Raw genomic sequence first — 19,506 nt, 5'->3', positions numbered from 1 at the left:
AAATGCCCCCTCTTATTTTGCTGCCTTGATTACTTCTACGCCACCCATGTAAGGAACAAGTACCTTAGGAATTACAACAGAGCCATCAGCTTGTTGGTAATTTTCCAAGATAGCTGCTACTGTACGGCCTACAGCAAGACCAGAGCCATTTAATGTATGAACGAATTCTGGTTTACCTTTAGGTCCACGACGGAATTTAATATTTGCACGACGAGCTTGGAAATCAGTCATATTGGAGCAAGAGGAGATTTCTCTGTACTTGCCTTGAGCTGGCATCCATACCTCTACGTCATATGTTTTAGCAGAACCAAAGCCAATATCACCTGTGCAAAGTGTAATGACACGGAATGGTAATTCCAATAAGCGCAATACTTCTTCTGCATTATCAGTTAACTTTTCTAATTCTGCGTAAGAATCTTCAGGTTTAGCTAATTTAACCATTTCAACTTTATTGAATTGATGTTGACGGATAAGACCACGTGTATCACGACCTGCAGAACCAGCTTCAGCACGGAAGCACGCTGTAAATGCAGTATAGTATTTAGGCAACTCTTCTTCGCTCAAGATTTCACCGCTATGATAATTAGTCAATGTAACCTCTGCTGTAGGGATCAAGAAGTATTCTGTATCCTCTACATGGTACATATCTTCAGCAAATTTAGGTAATTGGCCAGTACCTGTCAAAGTTTCACGAGTTACCATATATGGAGTCATCATTTCAGTGTAGCCTTGTTTATCTACATGAAGATCAACCATGAAGTTAATAAGAGCACGTTCTAAACGAGCACCTAAACCTTTATATACAGTGAAACGAGCACCACTCATTTTACCAGCGCGATTGAAATCAAGGATATCAAGATTTTCACCTAAATCCCAATGAGCTTGTACATCAAAGTCAAATTGACGTGGTTCGCCCCATTTACGTTGTTCCACATTTTCATCTTCATCAGCACCAACAGGAACAGATGCATCGCACATATTTGGCAACATCAAAGCCGCATCACGTAATTTAGCTTCTACATCGCGAATACGATTATCAAGCTCTGCAATATCATCGCCTACTTTTTTCATTTCTGCGATTTTATCATCCGCATTTTCTTTATTGCGTTTTAATTGGCTAATTTCTTCAGTTACGGAATTACGAAGAGCTTTTAACTCCTCTACTTTACCAATCAACTGACGGCGTTCATCATAAGCGGATACAAAGGTTTCTAAATCGCCTTTCGTGTGACGATTATCTAAGTTTTGTTGCACTAAATCAATATTTTCACGGACAAATTTCAAGTCTAACATACTATAAACCTCATCTTCCAACTATGCTACGAACAATATATTCAATACGTTTAAGTATACCATATATTGGTGTATTTATCATTAAATTATAGGCTATCTACTAGATTTCTAATTAATTTTTATGCTATTCATCATCATCTTCTTCTAGTAAATAATCTTTTGCCATCCATTTTCGGGTACCTGTGAAAGAAATAGTTACCCATTTTTCCGTTGGATTCCCTCCGATTTCCTGGTCAATTTCATTGCGAATCGCATCGATTTCAGCAATCGTTTGATATGGGAAGTTCTTTCGAACTAAAATATCAATTTCAATAATTCGAGTGTTCCCATATACTTGTACACTAGAAACATAATCTTTGAAATTGTACTTTTCCATAAAGCGATCCATGATTTCTTGCACTTCATTATGCAATGAAGTTGGTGCCCATCCCAATACTTGTTTCACAGATGGGATGATAATACGGAACGCTGACGGTATCATCTGTACGGCCAATACAATGAGAACAATTGGGTCAATATACGCTGCCCAGTCAGCATATTCAGTTCTTTCTAACATGATTGCCACTACAAAACTGATTAAAATAGCTGCTTCCAGTAACGCATCAACATACCAACTCACATTATCAAATTTAATTAAGTTGGACTGTAAGCTCTTGTTAATCCGTCGTACATACAAGTAATAGATTGTATCAGCTACGGTAAAGAAGATGGCATAATAAATGGCTGGTCCAAAATCTACATGACGGCCGCCCGATATAAGATCTGTAATGCCACTAGATAGAGCGTAAATTACAATTAGTAATATAAAGAATCCTTCTACAGCCAGTACCAAAGGTTCAAACTGCCAATACCCAAATTGAAAGCGCTTACTCGTTTCACGGGCTATTAACTTGGCCGTCATGAGCATCATGATCTTAATAACAACATCGACAAAGGAAAATACGCCATCTAATAAGACTGCGCTAGATCCTGTAACAATCCCCATTATAGTGCCACTTACTGCTACAAGGGCCATTAGCCCTACGGATTGCATAAGTAACTTCTGTTCTATAGAGCGCCTTGCCCCTAATATATCCATCAAGTACCCCACTTTCTTAATTTATACATCTTTTTATTATACACCAAGGGCATTGATGCGCAACACGAGGTCAAAATAAAACAGGTAGCTTGCATGATATACAAACTACCTGTACTGGCTATTATTTAAATTTTGTTCCTCTTTTTAGCGTTATCAGAGCTGAAATATCAACCTTGGGGATTAGGTAATACGATGCCCCCTACATAGCGCTTAACGATATGTCGATCATCACCAACATATAACCAACGCTCTAACCGCTCCTCTAAGGTGCGTTCATTCGGGTCAAATAGTGATGTATCATCAATGATAAGGGCATCTAGTTCACAGCCTTTTTCAAAGCTACCAACCTTACCAAAGAACTTACCTCCACCCTTTGTAGCCATATAGAAGGCTTCACTTAATGTGAGGGGCGCATAATTTGAATCCACTTCCACCCATTTCATCTTAGATAATCCAATTGCTTCTGTAAGAACCTTCGCCATTGATACAATATGACCGCCTGAGATATCAGAACCTAAACCAATCGGTATATTCCGTTTCATTAGCTTACGAATCGGTGCAATACCACTTGATAGATTTACATTGGAATATGGGCAATGCGATACCATAGTTTGTGTTTCAGCCATACGATCCATCTCGATATCACTTAAATGAATGCAATGAGCCATTACCGTTGGCGTCCGCCCAATCAATTTATGTTCATAATACACATCTGTATAATTTGGTGACTCCGGATGTAATGCTGCTACCCAATCAATTTCACCGTGATTTTCAGATAAATGGGATTGAACTGGTACCTTGTACTCTTCTGATAATGTACCAAGGCCATCCATTAACTCGCTCGTGCAAGATGGTACAAAACGAGGGGTAATAATAGGTTTTACCAATGGACCAAATTGAGCCGATGCCTCTAACCAGTCTTTCGTATCCGCTAAAGATTGACTTGTTTCTTCAATCAAGAAATCTGGGCTATTGCGGTCCATATTGACCTTGCCTACATAGGCAGATAATCCAGTTTTTTGTAAAAGTTCCATCAACACTAATGTGCTCTCTTTATGGATAGTGCCAAACAGTATACTTCTAGTAGTCCCATTGCGCCATAAGTCTTGGACAAAGGCGCCATATACTAACCGTGCATAATCTAGATCACTAAACTTTGCCTCCTCAGGAAATGTATAGGTTTCTAACCAAGGTAAAAGTTCTTTATCCATCCCAAGGCCACGATTACAATACTGTGGAGCATGTGCATGTGTATCTACAAAGCCTGGAATAATGAGATTATCACCATAATCAGTAACCTCACAATCTGCATAGGCTGGTGGAATACTTTCACCACAATATACAACTACACCATCTACGGCAATGATATAGCCATGTTGAATCGATATAAATTCTGAAGGACGCGGTGTATATAAGATATTCCCTTTTAAAATAACTGTCGAATTCATATAACCTCCTCGCGTAATTAGAGCCCTAAAATGCTAAGCTCATATAACACGCTAGTTTTTTCTTTAATAGACTATGCTATATGATTCATAGTATATGCTATTTAAATAGCAAAGTGAATGATGAATGCCACAGTCATAATTTACATCTCATATTCTTTTTTCAATACATAACCATACGCTTGTTTATAGCCATTAGCTTGTTCAGTAATGTATACGCCTTGTATTTCTGGCGCAAACCCCGGCAACAGATTAATACCTTCCTCTAAAGCCAAGAAATAGTCGCAAGCGGTCTTCGACCAACGTTCTCCTGGTTGCACACACAATACACCTGGTGGGTACGGAAGAGCTCCTTCAAGAGCAATACGCCCTTCTGCTTCGCGTAGCGGTACTAATTCCCCCTTGTTACGTTGGAACTCAAAGTTTGCCTCCTGTGGATTCATGACATAGTCGGGGAAGTATTCATGGGAAAATAAGCGTTGTTGTAAGAGGCTTACATTTCTAGACTTATAAAAATCATGCATTTCTTGACATAGTTGACGAATACTATAACCTTTATATTTCTCTATATGACTATTGTAAATAGACGGTAACACTTCTTCCATCGGTGCATCCCGGTCTATGAGGTCTTCAAAGCGAACGAGTTCCTCCACGAGTGCATCCATCTTATGCTTAGATTCTGCTGGTGTCATAAGGAATAAGATCGTATTTAAATCACATTTTTCAGGAATGATTCGATTTTCCCGTAAATAATTAGCAAGAATATTAGCAGGAATACCAAACGCTTCATATTCTCCGGTCTCTACATTAATTCCTGGTGTAATCAACTGGAACTTACAAGGATCGATAAAATACTGCCCCTTACCATAGCCCTTAAATGAATGCCATTTCGCTTCTGGTTCAAAGGCAAAATAATTTACATCTTCCGCCATGACCTGTGTATTTCCGTCTTCCCATTTTTTGCCATGCACTATCGGTGGTACTAATGGACGGAGATATTTGCATTGCTTCAACACAGCTTTACGAGCATCAATAGCAACTTCAACACACTCACGCCACAGGTTTTGTCCCAACTCACCTTCATGGATTTTAGCATTTACATCGAGAGAGGCAAATAAGGGGTAAAATGGCGAGGTTGACGCGTGCATCATAAAGGAGTTGTTAAAACGTTTATGATCTACATAACGGTCTTGCCCCTTTATATGACTATCCTTCTTATGAATTTGAGAGGTTTGAGAAAAACCTGCTTGTTGCTTATGTACCGATTGGGTTACTAAAATCCCAGGATTATTTGGACCTAACTCTAATAATAGGGGACTACAATCTTTCATCATAGGAATAAACTGTTCATATCCGACCCAAGCAGAGTCAAAGAAAATATAATCACAAAGATGACCAATTTTATCTAATACTTGGCGTGCATTATAAATTGTACCATCATAGGTGCCTAATTGAATGACTGCCAGCCGAATAGGACGTTTAGCCTTTGCTTTTTCAGGCGATTTTTCTGCAATCAAAGATCGAATATAACTTTCATCAAAACAATGATCTAAAATACCGCCAATGGACCCAAAAGGATTGCGCGCTGTCTCAAGATATATAGGGGTAGCACCAGACATAACAAGACCACCATGGCAGATGGATTTATGATTATTCCGATCATATAAGATAATATCGCCCGGTGTTAACAGAGCATTAAGTACTACCTTATTCGCTGAAGATGTACCATTTAACACAAAATAGGTCTTGTCAGCATTATAGACTTTCGCAGCATGCGCTTGCGCATCATAAGCATAACCTTCATGAATTAAAAGATCTCCTAATTTTACATCTGCATTACAAAGGTCCGCTCTAAATATATTCTCCCCAAAGAAATTGTAAAAGGCGCGACCTGTAGGATGTTTATAGAAAAACTGACCACCTTGATGTCCTGGACAATCGAACTGTGAATTTCGTTCTCCCACATAATCGGATAAAGCACTGAAAAATGGTGGTAAAATAGAGGATTCATAATTTACAACTAATTTTTCAATCTCTAATTTGCAGTCGTCCAAACTTGTAGATGAAAACTCTATAATGGATGCTATGCGCTCCTTATATAAAGATAAATCGCTAGTTTCATCAAATCTTAGGACAATAACAGGTATACCAAAGGTATGAATTTGATTATTATTGATAAGCTCTAAGTCACAATCGCCAATGACAACGGCACCGACATCTATAAAATCTGTATCACAAACAGGAACACATAGACGACCCTCTATAGAGCTAATTTGGGATTGTACGGAATCAGATAAGGCAACCTTTAAATGTTTCACAGCCTCCTCCTTTCGTAACTATGTATCACACTCGATATATACATCAACACATATGGAATAAAACATAGTATAAAAACATATAACGAATAAAAAGACTCCCTACTCAAAGAATAGGGAGCCTTTTAGTTTTAGATTATTCAGCTGCTTCTTCTTCAGCTTCAATATGCTTAGGAGCTTCTGGTTTCATCAATGGGAACAACAATACATCGCGGATGGATGCAGAGTCTGTTAAGAACATAACAAGACGGTCAATACCAACACCTAAACCAGCTGTTGGAGGTAAACCGTATTCAAGAGCTGTAACGAAGTCTTCATCCATACGGTGAGCTTCATCATCGCCAGCTTCACGTTCTTTCAATTGATCCAAGAAACGTTGTTTTTGGTCGATTGGGTCATTTAACTCGGAGAAGCCATTTGCCAATTCACGGCCATAAATGAATGCTTCAAAACGTTCTGTAGCCAAAGGATTTTCACGACTTGCTTTAGCAAGTGGAGAAATTTCTTTTGGATGACCATATACGATAGTTGGTTGAATCAAGTTTTCTTCTACATAATCTTCAAAGCAAAGATTTAAGATTTTACCAATACCATCATTTTCTGTGTATTCTACATTTAAGCGATCTGCAATAGCACGAGCTTCTTCTACAGTAGTAACTGCATCAAAGTCTTCACCAGTGTATTTTTTTACACCTTCAGCCATTGTGATACGATTCCAAGGTGGAGTCAAATTGATTTCTGTACCTTGGTATGTGATTTCTTGTGTACCTAGAACCTCTTGTGCACAGTAGGACACAAGATTTTCTGTTAAGCGAATAGCATCCTCAACATCGCCATAAGCTTGGTAAGATTCGATAGTAGTGAATTCTGGATTATGACGGTTGTCGATACCTTCGTTACGGAAGCAACGGTTCATTTCGAATACGCGGTCCATACCACCAACGATCAAGCGTTTAAGGTATAATTCTGGTGCAATACGCATGTAAATATCGATATCAAGCGCATTGTGGTGAGTGATGAATGGACGAGCTGCAGCACCACCAGGAATAGCATGCATCATTGGTGTTTCTACTTCCATGAAACCATCACGCATCATGTATTCGCGAATTTTAGCAACGATTTGGGAACGTTTTACAAATGTATCACGCACTTCAGGATTTACAATCAAATCAACATAACGTTGACGGTAACGAAGTTCTGTATCCTTTAAACCATGCCATTTTTCTGGCAATGGACGTAAAGATTTAGATAACAAAGTTAATTTGTTAACTTTAATTGTAACTTCACCTGTATGAGTTTTAAATACATGACCTTCTACACCGATGATATCACCGATATCAAGCATTTTTACGTATTTATAAGCATCTTCGCCCAATACATCTTTACGGAAATATACTTGAATATCCCCAGATTTATCACGAATATTGGCAAATGCTGTTTTACCATGGGAACGGATTGTCATCAAACGCCCTGCAATAACTACAGGTTGACCATCATATTTCAAGAAGAAGTCATCTTTAATTTCTTTTGCATTATCTTTTACAACAAAACGTTGACCAAATGGATAGATGCCATCCGCTTCGTATTCAGCCAATTTGTCGCGGCGAATTTGCATTTGCTCATTCAGCTCTTCTTGTACATTTTTAATTTCTTCACTCATGTTATCGCCTCTTCGTCAGTAAATGTAAATTATTGGATTGCTAACACTTTGAATGTAACAGGACCATCTGGTGTGGAAACTTCTACTTCATCACCTTTACGTTTGCCCAAAATAGCTTTACCTACAGGAGATTCGTTAGAGATACGATTGTTGAATGGATCCGCTTCAGAGGAACCAACGATAACATATTCTAATTCATCATTGTACATTGTATCTAGTACCGTTACTTTACTACCTACGGATACAACATCACCTTTTACGGATTCGTCGATGATTTTCGCAGTGTTAATTTTATTTTCAAGCTCTACAATATGACCTTCGATGAAAGCTTGTTCATTTTTTGCATCATCATATTCAGAGTTTTCACTAATATCGCCATATTCAATAGCAGTCTTAATACGTTCAGACACTTCAATACGACGTACAGATTTATAATACGTTAATTCTTCTTCTAATTTCTTTAAACCGTCGGCGGTAAGTAATGTTTCTTTTACGTCTGCCATGGGTACCCCACTCTTTCTACATATAAATTAAATAAGAAAAAAGTGCCATAATAAGATGACACCTTATCTTTTATTTCTAAATTATCTCAACCATTATATAAAAATACTGTACATTTGTCAATCTGACTACATTTCAGACAATATTTTACGGTATGATTCTAGCTCATTGTGAAAGCTTGTTACAGTATGAATTGTATTCACACGATTGCGCCAGTATGCTGATTCAGGGAGGCCCTTCATATACCAGCCTGCATGAGTTCGTATTTCCTTAACGGCCATACTTTCACCCTTATATTGACATAAGAGATCAAAATGCTTTAACAACATGTCGAGACGTTCAATATCGCTCGGCGCCGCCAATACTTCACCAGTCGCTAAATAGTGATGAATACGATTAAAGATCCATGGATTTCCCTGTGCACCACGGCCTACCATTACCGCATCACATCCCGTTTCATCGAGCATGCGCTTCGCATCCTCTGGTTCTACGATATCACCATTGCCAATAACTGGTACAGATACTGCATCTTTTACAGCCTTAATATAGGACCAGTCCGCATGACCACTGTACATTTGTTCCTTTGTACGGCCATGTACAGCAATTGCTGCGACCCCCGTGGATTCGATGCGCTTTGCAAAGTCTACTACATTGATAGATTCACTATCCCAACCAATGCGCATTTTCACCGTTACAGGTACATCGACAGCCTTAACTGCCGCTTCTGCTACGCGTGCCGCCAAATCAGGATTCTTCATAAGTGCAGAGCCATCCCCTGAGGAAACAACTTTTTTAACAGGACAACCCATATTGATATCTACAATATCTGCCCCCGCATCAGCTACAACCTTTGCTCCGATGGCAATCGCCTCTGGATTAGAACCGAAGATTTGCATAGAAACAGGCCGTTCCACATCTTCAAGGCGCAACAATTCATGGGTGCGTTCATTTTTATATTTAATGCCCATAGCGCTTACCATTTCGGTACATACCAAGGCGGCGCCATGCTCTTTAGCAAGTAAACGATAGGCAATGTCGCTAACCCCAGCCATTGGCGCTAATATGGCTTGTCCATCAATTTTGACGGATCCTATTTGCCATTGTTTATTGTTCATATAATTCTATATCCCCTAACAAAAAGGGTACAGCATAAGCTGTACCCAAATGTACACTACTTCGTTACATATACGTAACTATATTATAGTAGCATTATTTATTTCTTTCGTAAATAAGACGTAAGCCTTCTAATGTAAGCATAGGCTCTACATGGTCAATGCAGTCTGTAGCGCTGCTGATAAGCTGTGCTAAACCGCCTGTAGCCACTACAGTTACTTGACCGCCCATTTCAGCTTTCATACGAGATACTAGACCTTCTACTTGGCCTACGTAGCCATAGAACATACCAGATTGCATAGAAGATACGGTGTTGCGACAAATCACTTGACCAGGATCTCTTACATCGATACGTGGTAATTTAGCTGCTCGTTGGAATAAAGCCTCCGCAGAAATTGTAACGCCTGGAGTAATTACACCGCCCATATAATCGCCATTACCTTGAACCGCACAATAGGTTGTAGCCGTACCAAAGTCGATAATGATTAAATCACCTTTATATTGTTCATGTGCAGCCACAGCATTTACGATACGGTCAGCCCCTACTTCACGAGGATTATCATACTTAATAGCAATACCAGTCTTAGTACCAGGTCCAACAATGAGAGGATTTACATTAAAATAACGTAAACATACCCGTTCTAATGTAGGCATCAACGGTGGCACAACTGAGGAAATGATAATATCCTTAATATCTTTCACATTAACCTTGCGATCGTGGAAGAATAAATTCATCATCAACATGCCATATTCATCGGTGGTCCGAACGCGATCCGTGGAAATACGCCAGTGACCTACAAGCTCTGTCTTGTCGTATACACCGAGAACAATATTGGTGTTCCCCACATCAATTACTAATAACATGAATGCCTCCTATTTGCGCGGACGAATTGACACGTCCCCTGCCACAATACGTTTAACTGTCCCATCAGGGATTCTTACTAATAAGTTACCATCTTCATCAATATCTGTAGCTACCCCTTCATAGGTATTTCCTGGTGCTCTCACTTCAATTTCTTCGCCAAGGGTTACCGATAATTGGCGCCATTCATTTAATGTTTCCTCAAAGCCACTATCGAGGACTTCATAATATTGATGTTCTAAGGATTCCAAAATAATTTTAAAAGCTTCTGTCCGTTCAATATCAATGCCTTCCATTGTTAATGACGTAGCAATTAACTTCAATTCTTCTGGAAGTTCTTCTTGTTTAGTCTTTACATTGACACCTATGCCCATAACAATATAGGAAATTTCCTCCATAGAGCCGGACATTTCTGTCAAAATACCAACTAATTTACGACCATTTACAAGGATATCATTTGGCCATTTAATACCCGCATCTGTAAGGCCCATTTTATGAAATGCCTTTGTTAATGCCACGGCAGCCATCAATGTACACTTCGGTGCTTCTACTGGTGCAAAGTCAGGGCGTAAAATGAGACTAAACCATAGACCTTTTCCGAATGGAGAATACCAGCCCCGCGATAAACGACCGCGGCCAGCAGCCTGTTCCTCTGTAACAACAACAGTGCCTTCTTCTGCACCTTGTTGTGCTAAACGACGAGCTTCTAGGTTTGTAGATTCGGTAGTGTCCATATAGACATACCGTTTGCCAAATACATCTGTTTTTAAGATTTGCTTCATTGCTAATGGACTCAACAAATCAGGTTCCTCCAATAATCGATACCCCCTCTTGGTATAAGATTCTATTTTGTAGCCTTTTTGACGTAATGCTTTGATATGCTTCCAAATAGCTGTGCGCGAAACATGACACGCTTCCGACATATCTTGTCCCGATACGAAACCACCTTGGTTTTGTCTCAAGAATTCTAATACTTCATCACGCATAGTTTAGAGCCCCTTTCTTTGTCAACCTAGGTTTACAATTCGATTGTACAAGTGTACCCTATAAAATGCAAGGATTATTTAAAATAATTAATGGTATAATACATGTAGTATTAAGTTATACCTTATGTAAAAGATAACAATAGTATAGTCTATCATTATCTGGGGAGATATATGCAACAATTTACATTAGAAGAAAAAAATGAAGTTCTAGAGAACCCATTTATCCATATTCACAGAAAACTTGATGTTCTATTAAACATAGGCAAGCTACTTATGGAATGTGGTGCTGATACAAATCGGATCATTGAGGAGATGTTAAAAGCTGCCACATTTATGGGGATACCTCATAATTATTTAAATATTCATATTTCATATACCACTATTATGGTGAATCTATTGCATAAAGAGCGTTCCATAACAGTTTTTAGAAAAACACCAGTTCATGTTCCCAATATGGCCATGATCAATGCCGTATCTAAACTCACATGGCGCGCCTTCGAACGACATTACTCACTCACAACCTATGAACAGCTCATTTCAAAATTAGATTCTACTATACCTGTATATCCTGATTGGATAAAGGGTATTGCATGTGCACTAGGTTCTGCAGGGCTCGCCTTTCTATATAGTGGTGATATGATAGCTTTTATAGTAACAATTATTTGTTCTCTAATCGGCTATTTCACACGTACTCTATCCGTGCGTTTAGGCTGTAATGAGTATGTAGGTATTGCATTAGGTGGATTTGCCGCTATGGTTTCTGCCTACGGTTTCTATTCACATATTGAACAGGATTCATTAGTTTATGTTCTTGTATGCTGTACCTTATTTATGATTCCAGGGGTACCGCTTATTAATGCCGTCATTGATACAATAAACAATCATATCTTATCGGGTATTACACGAGCCATTAGAACAATTCTCATCGTAGGTAGTATGACCTTAGGTATGGCCATGGCCTTATACTTTAATCCAATGCCTGCATTTAGCTTTGTAGACATTAAACCTCATGTACTATCCATTGAACAGATTATAGGTTCTTTTATGGCCGCTGCGTCATTCGCTGTTTTATTTAACGCTCCTGTACGCCTCTTGCTCTCAATAGGTATCGGCGGTGTATTATGTGTCTTTATTCGCAATTTACTAGCTGTTGAATTGGGATTCTCTATTGCTGGGGCCACCTTTGTAGGGGCCGCCGTGATGAGCATTATTTATGTAAAAGTTTCTACCTGGCTTAAAACATCTAGTACGATCATTATCGTTCCGTCTGCTATCGCATTAATGCCAGGGATTCTATATTATCGTTTTCTATTCGATATTCTTCACATCAATGCACTCAATGAATCCGGCCTTGTACATATGGTACAAAATGGTGTAACAGGTATTTTAACCATCGTTGGCATCGCTGTCGGTGTGGCCATACCGCATGTATTAGCACAGAAATACTTAAAATCACTTAAGGAACGTCGCATACAAGAATATTTAGCAACCCGTCACATCCATGATGGACAATAAAAAAGAGCTGGTCTCCAAGGAGATCAGCTCTTTTTATTTGGACAGTATCCATTATTTAATTTCGTTAGAAGGTGTTTCACTAGGCGCTTCCACTGTAGAAGTGTGCTCATTAGCATCTACAACCTCTGGCACTACAATACCTGCCGCTTCTAACGTAGCTTTAGGTTCCTCTGTTTCAGGGGCCTTTGTTGTACCATATTTGTAAAGATTTGCCACTGCTTTCGCATCGATTGTTTCTTCCTCTAATAGAGCATTCGCCATATCATGTAAGAATTTTTCGTTATCGCTAAGAAGTTTTGTTACATCTTTATAAGCATCTTCAACGATACGATGAATTTCAGTATCGATTTTTGCAGCAATTTCTTCACTGTAGTTGCGTTCATGGCCAAGGTTTTTACCTAAGAATACTTGTTCTTGTTGTTCACCAAATACGATTGGGCCAAGCTCATCGCTCATGCCCCAACGCGTTACCATGGCGCGCGCTGTATTCGTTACACTTTGAAGGTCACCAGAAGCACCTGTACTGATTTCATCCAAAATCAAGGCCTCTGCCACACGACCACCAAGGGCTACGCGAATATCCGCTAATAATTGAGATTTTGTTTTGTAGTTTTGTTCCTCTGTAGGAAGCATCATAGTGTAACCACCTGCTGCGCCACGAGGAATGATTGTTACCTTATGAACAGGATCTGCATGAGGCAACAAATGTGCCACAATGGCATGACCAGATTCATGGTACGCTGTTAACTTGCGATCCTTATCACTCACAATGTGACTGCGGCGTTCAGGACCCATGCTAACCTTTTCACTAGCCTCTTCAACTTCAGCCATAGTGATTACTTTTTTGTTAAGACGAGCCGCTAATAAAGCCGCTTCATTTAACAAGTTACTTAAGTCGGCACCAGTAAAGCCTGGTGTTTTCTTCGCAATTGTTTTCAAGTCTACATCGTCAGCCAACGGCTTGTTGCGAGCATGAACTTTTAAGATTGCTTCACGACCGCGTAAGTCTGGACGACCTACGATAACTTGACGGTCAAAACGACCTGGACGCAAGAGCGCTGGGTCAAGAATATCTGGGCGGTTTGTAGCAGCGATGGTAATAATACCTTCGTTGGCACCGAAGCCATCCATTTCAACGAGCAATTGGTTCAATGTTTGTTCACGTTCATCGTGACCACCACCAAGACCTGCGCCACGTTGGCGACCAACCGCATCAATTTCGTCGATGAAGATAATACATGGCGCATTCTTTTTCGCTTGTGTGAAAAGATCACGTACACGAGATGCACCAACACCTACGAACATTTCTACGAAATCAGAACCGGAAATCGTAAAGAATGGTACGCCTGCTTCACCAGCAACAGCTTTAGCAAGCAATGTTTTACCTGTACCTGGAGGTCCCGCTAACAATACACCTTTCGGAATTTTAGCACCGATAGCTGTAAATTTACCTGGATCCTTCAAGAATTCTACTACTTCTTCTAATTCTTGTTTTGCTTCTTCCGCACCTGCTACATCTTTGAAGCTAACCTTAACATTACCTTCACCCATCAATTTAGCACGGCTTTTACCAAAGTTCATCACTCGGCCACCGCCACCTTGTGTTTGTTGCATAATGAAGAAGAACAACACTACCAAGATGATAATAGGAATAGCAGAACCTAAAAGGCTCATCCACCAAGCTGGTTGCTCAGGTGGCGCTGCTGTAATTTCTACGCCATTATCTTGTAATGTTTTAATTAATGTTTCATCACTTGGCGCATAAGAATTGAATTCTGTTCCATTTTTTAGTTTACCTTTAATACCATGATCATTGGTAATCGTTACGGACTCAACCTTTTTCTGTTGTACTTGTTGAATAAATCCTGTGTAGCTTAATTCAGATTTATTCGCACTTTGACCAGAGAAAGCGTCAATGGCGATAACGAAAGCGGCAATGATAAGTAAATAAAGGACGATATTTTTTGTAAATCGACCCAAAAGATTACCCCTTTCAATAATAATTTTTAGTTGTATAAACGAATTGAGTACATCTCATTGAGAGATGCACTCATATATTATATCATATTTTTAATTTTGATACATTTCTTCCTTCAAAATACCGATATATGGTAAATGACGATATTTTTCAGCGTAGTCTAAACCATAACCGATAACAAAGTAATCAGGAATAATAAAGCCTACATAGTCAACATTTACATCCATCTTACGGCGATCTGGTTTATTCAACAACGCTGCAAGGCGTACGCTTTTAGCACCACGAGCATGTAAATTTTCTAATAAATAATGTAATGTTGTACCAGTGTCTACGATATCTTCAACAACGAGTACATGCTTACCCTCTACAGAGCGATCCAAATCTTTTAAAATTCGTACTACCCCTGTACTTGTTGTGCCGCTACCATAGCTAGAGCAAGAAATAAAGTCAAAACTTACATCTACACTATCATCGATAGCGCGTGCTAAGTCTGTAAAGAAAACGACAGCTCCCTTTAATACCCCTACAAGCACGACAGATTCATTTTTATAGTCTTCGCTAATTGCTTTACCCAACTCTGCTACACGAGCTTGTAATTGTTCCGCTGTATATAAAATCTCTTTTGCATCTTGATGCATCTATATGACCTCCACGATTCATATTAATGTTCGCAATATATTTTTATTGTATCACATTGAGCGGTTACTTTTATACTTTTAATAGTGAAAGTTTTCTCTTCCCCGGTGTTAACAATATCAAGTAATTGCTCTTGATGGGCTGCAGAAAGCGTTATATCAGGGTCTACCGTATTCACTAAACGCTGCCATAAGCGCCGTTGTATTGCCAACGATTCTTGTCGTAAGGCACGGCGAGATAAGCTCACCCCATCAGCACCTATAGTCACAAGTTTTTCGAAAGCTAGCTCCGTTAAATCAGACATAACTAGTAAATCTTCATGTACGGAATTTCCCAATCTAACAATAGCATCTACTACATTTGGATTAATAGCTTCTAACTCAGGTATAATACGATGCCGAATCCTATTTCGTTGGTATCGCACATCTTCATTCGTACGATCAACACAATAGGAAATCCTCTTCACCTCTAAATAAGCCAATAAGGTTTCTTTTGTAACCTCTAACAGCGGTCTAATTACAGGAGTAGCATATTCAGAGCTTACTACAGACATGCCGGCCAAACCATTTAATCCCGAACCTCTGATGATATGTGCTAGAATCGACTCTGCTTGATCATCCTTGTGATGAGCCACCGCAACATAATCATAGTTTTCAGACTTTGCAACCTCTGTAAGCCATTGATACCGTACTTGACGCCCCATAGTTTCTTCAGACATTTTTTGTTCCTTGCTCAAGCGAGGCACATCAAATGTAGCAGAATAAAATGGTAGTCCTAAATCGTCTACTTGATGTTGGAGCCACAAAACCTCTTCCTTGCTTTCAGGACGAATGCAGTGATCTACGATAGCCACACCTAATTCATACGTTGTATGTCGATGTATGGCAATGTCTTTCAACAAATGCAATAGAGCCATTGAATCAGGTCCACCGGAGCATGCCACTAAGATTCGACTATTTTCGGGAAATAGATTATGCGATTTTAAGGTGTGATTAACAGTTCGAACGAGTGCTTTCACATTCACGGGCCATCGCCTCCATACCATCTTGATCGCTCACAAATACATGAGGAACCTCATAGGCATCCATAAAGGACGTCAAAATTTCTGCACCGGCTACAATGATATCGGCACGGCCTGCAGGTAAACCTTTTACCTGTAATCTCTCGTCGCAACTCATGTAACGCAAGTTTAGAATAATGCCCTCTACTGTTTCACGACTTAATTTATGACCTTGCACCTTTGTACCATCATAATTTTCAAGGCCTAAATCTATAGCAGCTAGCGTCGTTAATGTACCACCGATGCCAATAAATTCACCAAATTCGCCTTGAATCATCATTGGGTCCCAAAGGAATCGAGTTTCTTCCCATACCCGTTGAGGTCCTTCGTCAGACATAGATTGTAAACGCACCGCTCCCACTGGATAAGAACGACTCCAATATACGCCGTCTTTATTTCCTAAAGCGAGTTCTGTACTACCCCCACCAATATCGATAGTCGTATAATGACGACCATCATTCAACTGATCTCCCAAGGCACCATTAAATCCATAAATAGCCTCTTCATCACCTGATAAAATTCGCCATTCCATAGGGCAGTATTCCGTGATTCGTTCCATAAATTCAAGCCCATTTTGAGACTCACGAACAGCGCTAGTAGCAAAACCAAAGCAATAGTCCGCACCATATTGGTCTGCCAAGTTTTTAATATCCTTAAAGGCCTGATACGATGACTCCATCGATTCAGATCGCAATGTACCATCTGCATTTCGTTGTCCCAATCGAGTAGTCCATAACTGTTTTGGCTCATAGTGCCATATATTATTCTCATAGGTAGCCAATAATAAGCGCACTGAATTAGATCCAATATCGATAATAGCTAACTTCATAACCGCTCCTTACATAATTAGTATTCCTCTAACACTATTATACTGTGAAAGCCTATACATAAGTAAAGAGATGGCTCAATGCCATCTCTCACTATTAATCTCGACGACCGCCTCGGCCTCCGCGTTTACCTTCTGTATTGCGTTTTAAATCATGCAATCGTTCATTGCTATCGCGCAAGAATGATTTCATCTTTGCTTCAAAAGCCTCTGTGCTTTGTTTAGATTGAACACGACGAGGACGTCGCTCTTCACTTGGTGTCTCTTTAGGTTGTGTTTGACGAATAGAAAGGCCTATTTTATTGCCTTCAATAGATAAAACCTTAACCTTTACTGGATCTTCAACCTTTAATACGGTATTAATATCTTCGACATACCCATGAGCTACTTCAGAAATATGAACTAGACCGGTTTGCTTCTCTCCTAAATCAACAAATACACCGAATTTTGTAATACCAGATACGGTACCATCAATAATGTTACCAACTTCGATTGCCATGCAACCTCCTAATTAATGCGGAAACCTCAAACTACAAACTAATGCGAATCTAAATTACTACAGTCAAACCTATTTTACATAAGGTACTTCACCAGGTTTTACAAGGCCGAGCTCCTCACGAGCCACCCCCTCAATGGTCTTTGGATCTTGCAACTTAGCCTTTTCCTGTTCTAATTCTTCATTTCGCTGTTTTAATTCTTGCAATTGTTGCTCAATATGTTGTTTTTCTTGATATACAGCCACCAAGCGATAGGCTTGCCCTAACAATAGCAGCACCATAATCCCTATACCAATTCGCTTGATCCACATGAGGATAATACGTTGATCCTGCGCTTTGCGATTAGGGCGAACCCGTTTGCGCGGCCTTTTTGGACGTTGTACTTCCATAGTGTCTTGACTCATAATGTCCCCCAAAAATATTCATCATCTGTATACTGTCATTTTTTAATTATATCATAGAACCTTGTTAGGGACTAAATAAAATTATCTATAGTTTCCTTTAAATCTATATATTCTCTCTATATATAGATATTTATTATCAGCACTAGACTTATATAACAGATACGAGCCTTATAAGGACTCTGCTTTATGAGCGTATTCACGAATAACAGCGCAAGACTTTTTAAACAAAGCCAATTCCTCTTCGGTAAGCTTTAATTCAAATACATCTTCAATGCCATCTTTACCAATAACTGCTGGTGTAGATGCAAAGATACCTTCTTCACCATATTGGCCATCTAGATAACAAGAACATGGCAAGACTTTCTTTTCGTCATGGAATACAGCACGAATTAATTCTGTTGTTGCACTAGCAATGCCGAACTCTGTGGAGCCTTTACCAGCCAATACATGGTAACCACCAATTTTTACATCATCTAGCACTTGAGTATGATCAAGTGTAGGAAATCTATGAGGCAATTCTTGTTGTAATTGTACTAACGGCTTTCCTTGTACATAAACATGAGACCATGGCACCATAGCACTACCGCCATGTTCACCTAAACAATAGGCTGTAATTGTACGGTTACTAATATTAAAAATGCGCGCCAATTCTTTTTGTAAACGCGCTGAATCTAAAGCTGTACCACTGGAAATAATACGTTTTGGATTCCAATTTAAATGTTTACATAAATAAGTAGCAACAACATCAGCAGGATTAGAAATAGAGATAATAAAACCATCAAAGCCAGACTTTTTAATTCGAGGAATAACATCCTTTAAAACCTCTACTGTATCACCAAGACTTTCTAAACGATCTTGATATAAATTTGGTAAAGGACCAGCGCTAAATACGAGAATATCACAATCCCCACAATCTTCAATAGGACCTGCAGTAGCTGTTACTTTATGAGGAATATAGCTAACAGCATCATTTATATCCATTGCTTGTGCTTTAGCTTTTTTCTCGTCAATATCCATCATATACAATTCATCTACTTCACCTTGTAGAGCAAGAGAAAATGCTACATGAGAACCTACATGTCCAGTGCCAATAATACCTACTTTACGTAACTTCATAAGGGCCTCCTACGATTCGCACTAAAAGATATACATCTTCTAATACAATTCCACTTAAACCAGCGATTGCCATTATATGAATCGACAATGTTAAGTTATATTAAAACATATTGCTTGTAAAATACATAAACTATTATATACCTATTTTCTCATAGGTATATAAGAAAATAGATTTATAGCGATAAAAAAAGACTATTATAGGAAATCCTATAATAGTCCTT

17 protein-coding genes are annotated in these 19,506 nt (G+C 39.2%); 1 reads left to right on the top strand and 16 read right to left on the bottom strand.

The genetic code is table 11. The annotated features are described in order from the left end of the window. Positions 1-12: 12 nt before the first annotated feature. The 9 genes from serS to VRHSUH10_RS09025 all read right to left on the bottom strand — a co-directional run bounded on the left by serS (position 13) and on the right by VRHSUH10_RS09025 (position 11,253). On the bottom strand, positions 13-1,293 hold the full coding sequence (serS, locus tag VRHSUH10_RS09065) for a serine--tRNA ligase (RefSeq protein WP_105090293.1): 1,281 nt from the start codon (positions 1,291-1,293) through the stop codon (positions 13-15). Positions 1,294-1,417: 124 nt separating this feature from the next. Further along, complete coding sequence (locus tag VRHSUH10_RS09060) at positions 1,418-2,371, bottom strand: cation diffusion facilitator family transporter (protein WP_105090292.1); 954 nt, start codon at positions 2,369-2,371, stop codon at positions 1,418-1,420. Positions 2,372-2,538: 167 nt separating this feature from the next. Then, positions 2,539-3,819, bottom strand: coding sequence for a guanine deaminase (guaD, locus tag VRHSUH10_RS09055; RefSeq protein WP_105090291.1), 1,281 nt, complete (start codon positions 3,817-3,819; stop codon positions 2,539-2,541). A 140-nt stretch (positions 3,820-3,959) separates the two neighbouring features. Continuing rightward, positions 3,960-6,134: an ornithine decarboxylase gene (gene speC / locus VRHSUH10_RS09050; protein ID WP_105090290.1), complete on the bottom strand. Its 2,175-nt coding sequence runs from the start codon at positions 6,132-6,134 to the stop codon at positions 3,960-3,962. Positions 6,135-6,267: 133 nt separating this feature from the next. Continuing rightward, entirely contained in the window at positions 6,268-7,791 is a 1,524-nt protein-coding gene (gene lysS, locus VRHSUH10_RS09045; protein ID WP_105086163.1) for a lysine--tRNA ligase, read from the bottom strand. A 29-nt stretch (positions 7,792-7,820) separates the two neighbouring features. Further along, entirely contained in the window at positions 7,821-8,294 is a 474-nt protein-coding gene (gene greA / locus VRHSUH10_RS09040; RefSeq protein ID WP_105090289.1) for a transcription elongation factor GreA, read from the bottom strand. A gap of 126 nt (positions 8,295-8,420) precedes the next feature. Then, a complete protein-coding gene (gene dusB, locus VRHSUH10_RS09035; RefSeq protein ID WP_105090288.1) occupies positions 8,421-9,407 on the bottom strand; it encodes a tRNA dihydrouridine synthase DusB in 987 nt (328 codons plus the stop codon). 94 nt (positions 9,408-9,501) lie between these two features. Next, complete coding sequence (locus VRHSUH10_RS09030; protein ID WP_105090287.1) at positions 9,502-10,269, bottom strand: type III pantothenate kinase; 768 nt, start codon at positions 10,267-10,269, stop codon at positions 9,502-9,504. A gap of 9 nt (positions 10,270-10,278) precedes the next feature. After that, positions 10,279-11,253 carry a biotin--[acetyl-CoA-carboxylase] ligase gene (locus VRHSUH10_RS09025; protein ID WP_105090286.1) on the bottom strand — a complete coding sequence of 325 codons (975 nt, stop codon included), beginning with the start codon at positions 11,251-11,253 and terminating at the stop codon, positions 10,279-10,281. A 171-nt stretch (positions 11,254-11,424) separates the two neighbouring features. On the opposite strand from VRHSUH10_RS09025, the gene VRHSUH10_RS09020 reads away from it, so the two are divergent. After that, positions 11,425-12,768: a threonine/serine exporter ThrE family protein gene (locus VRHSUH10_RS09020; protein ID WP_105090285.1), complete on the top strand. Its 1,344-nt coding sequence runs from the start codon at positions 11,425-11,427 to the stop codon at positions 12,766-12,768. 51 nt (positions 12,769-12,819) lie between these two features. Here VRHSUH10_RS09020 and ftsH read toward each other — a convergent pair whose 3' ends face one another. The 7 genes from ftsH to VRHSUH10_RS08985 form a co-directional block, all read right to left on the bottom strand. Beyond that, on the bottom strand, positions 12,820-14,748 hold the full coding sequence (ftsH, locus tag VRHSUH10_RS09015; protein WP_105090284.1) for an ATP-dependent zinc metalloprotease FtsH: 1,929 nt from the start codon (positions 14,746-14,748) through the stop codon (positions 12,820-12,822). A 90-nt stretch (positions 14,749-14,838) separates the two neighbouring features. Then, positions 14,839-15,384: a hypoxanthine phosphoribosyltransferase gene (hpt, locus tag VRHSUH10_RS09010; protein ID WP_105090283.1), complete on the bottom strand. Its 546-nt coding sequence runs from the start codon at positions 15,382-15,384 to the stop codon at positions 14,839-14,841. Positions 15,385-15,407: 23 nt separating this feature from the next. After that, complete coding sequence (tilS, locus tag VRHSUH10_RS09005; RefSeq protein WP_105090282.1) at positions 15,408-16,406, bottom strand: tRNA lysidine(34) synthetase TilS; 999 nt, start codon at positions 16,404-16,406, stop codon at positions 15,408-15,410. Further along, positions 16,375-17,271, bottom strand: a complete 897-nt coding sequence (locus VRHSUH10_RS09000) for a phosphatase (protein WP_105090281.1) — start codon at positions 17,269-17,271, stop codon at positions 16,375-16,377. Before VRHSUH10_RS09000 ends, tilS begins: the two co-directional genes overlap by 32 nt. 94 nt (positions 17,272-17,365) lie before the next feature. After that, positions 17,366-17,767: a S1 RNA-binding domain-containing protein gene (locus tag VRHSUH10_RS08995; protein ID WP_105090280.1), complete on the bottom strand. Its 402-nt coding sequence runs from the start codon at positions 17,765-17,767 to the stop codon at positions 17,366-17,368. Positions 17,768-17,836: 69 nt separating this feature from the next. Further along, positions 17,837-18,169, bottom strand: a complete 333-nt coding sequence (locus VRHSUH10_RS08990) for a septum formation initiator family protein (RefSeq protein ID WP_105090279.1) — start codon at positions 18,167-18,169, stop codon at positions 17,837-17,839. Positions 18,170-18,337: 168 nt separating this feature from the next. Continuing rightward, complete coding sequence (locus tag VRHSUH10_RS08985) at positions 18,338-19,285, bottom strand: L-lactate dehydrogenase (protein ID WP_105090278.1); 948 nt, start codon at positions 19,283-19,285, stop codon at positions 18,338-18,340. Between the last annotated feature and the right edge of the window lie 221 nt (positions 19,286-19,506).

The sequence above is a fragment of the Veillonella sp. T11011-6 genome (assembly GCF_002959755.1).
GTDB lineage: Bacteria > Bacillota > Negativicutes > Veillonellales > Veillonellaceae > Veillonella.
Note: the sequence above shows the minus strand (reverse complement) of the source record. Positions and strands in the feature narration are given on the sequence as shown.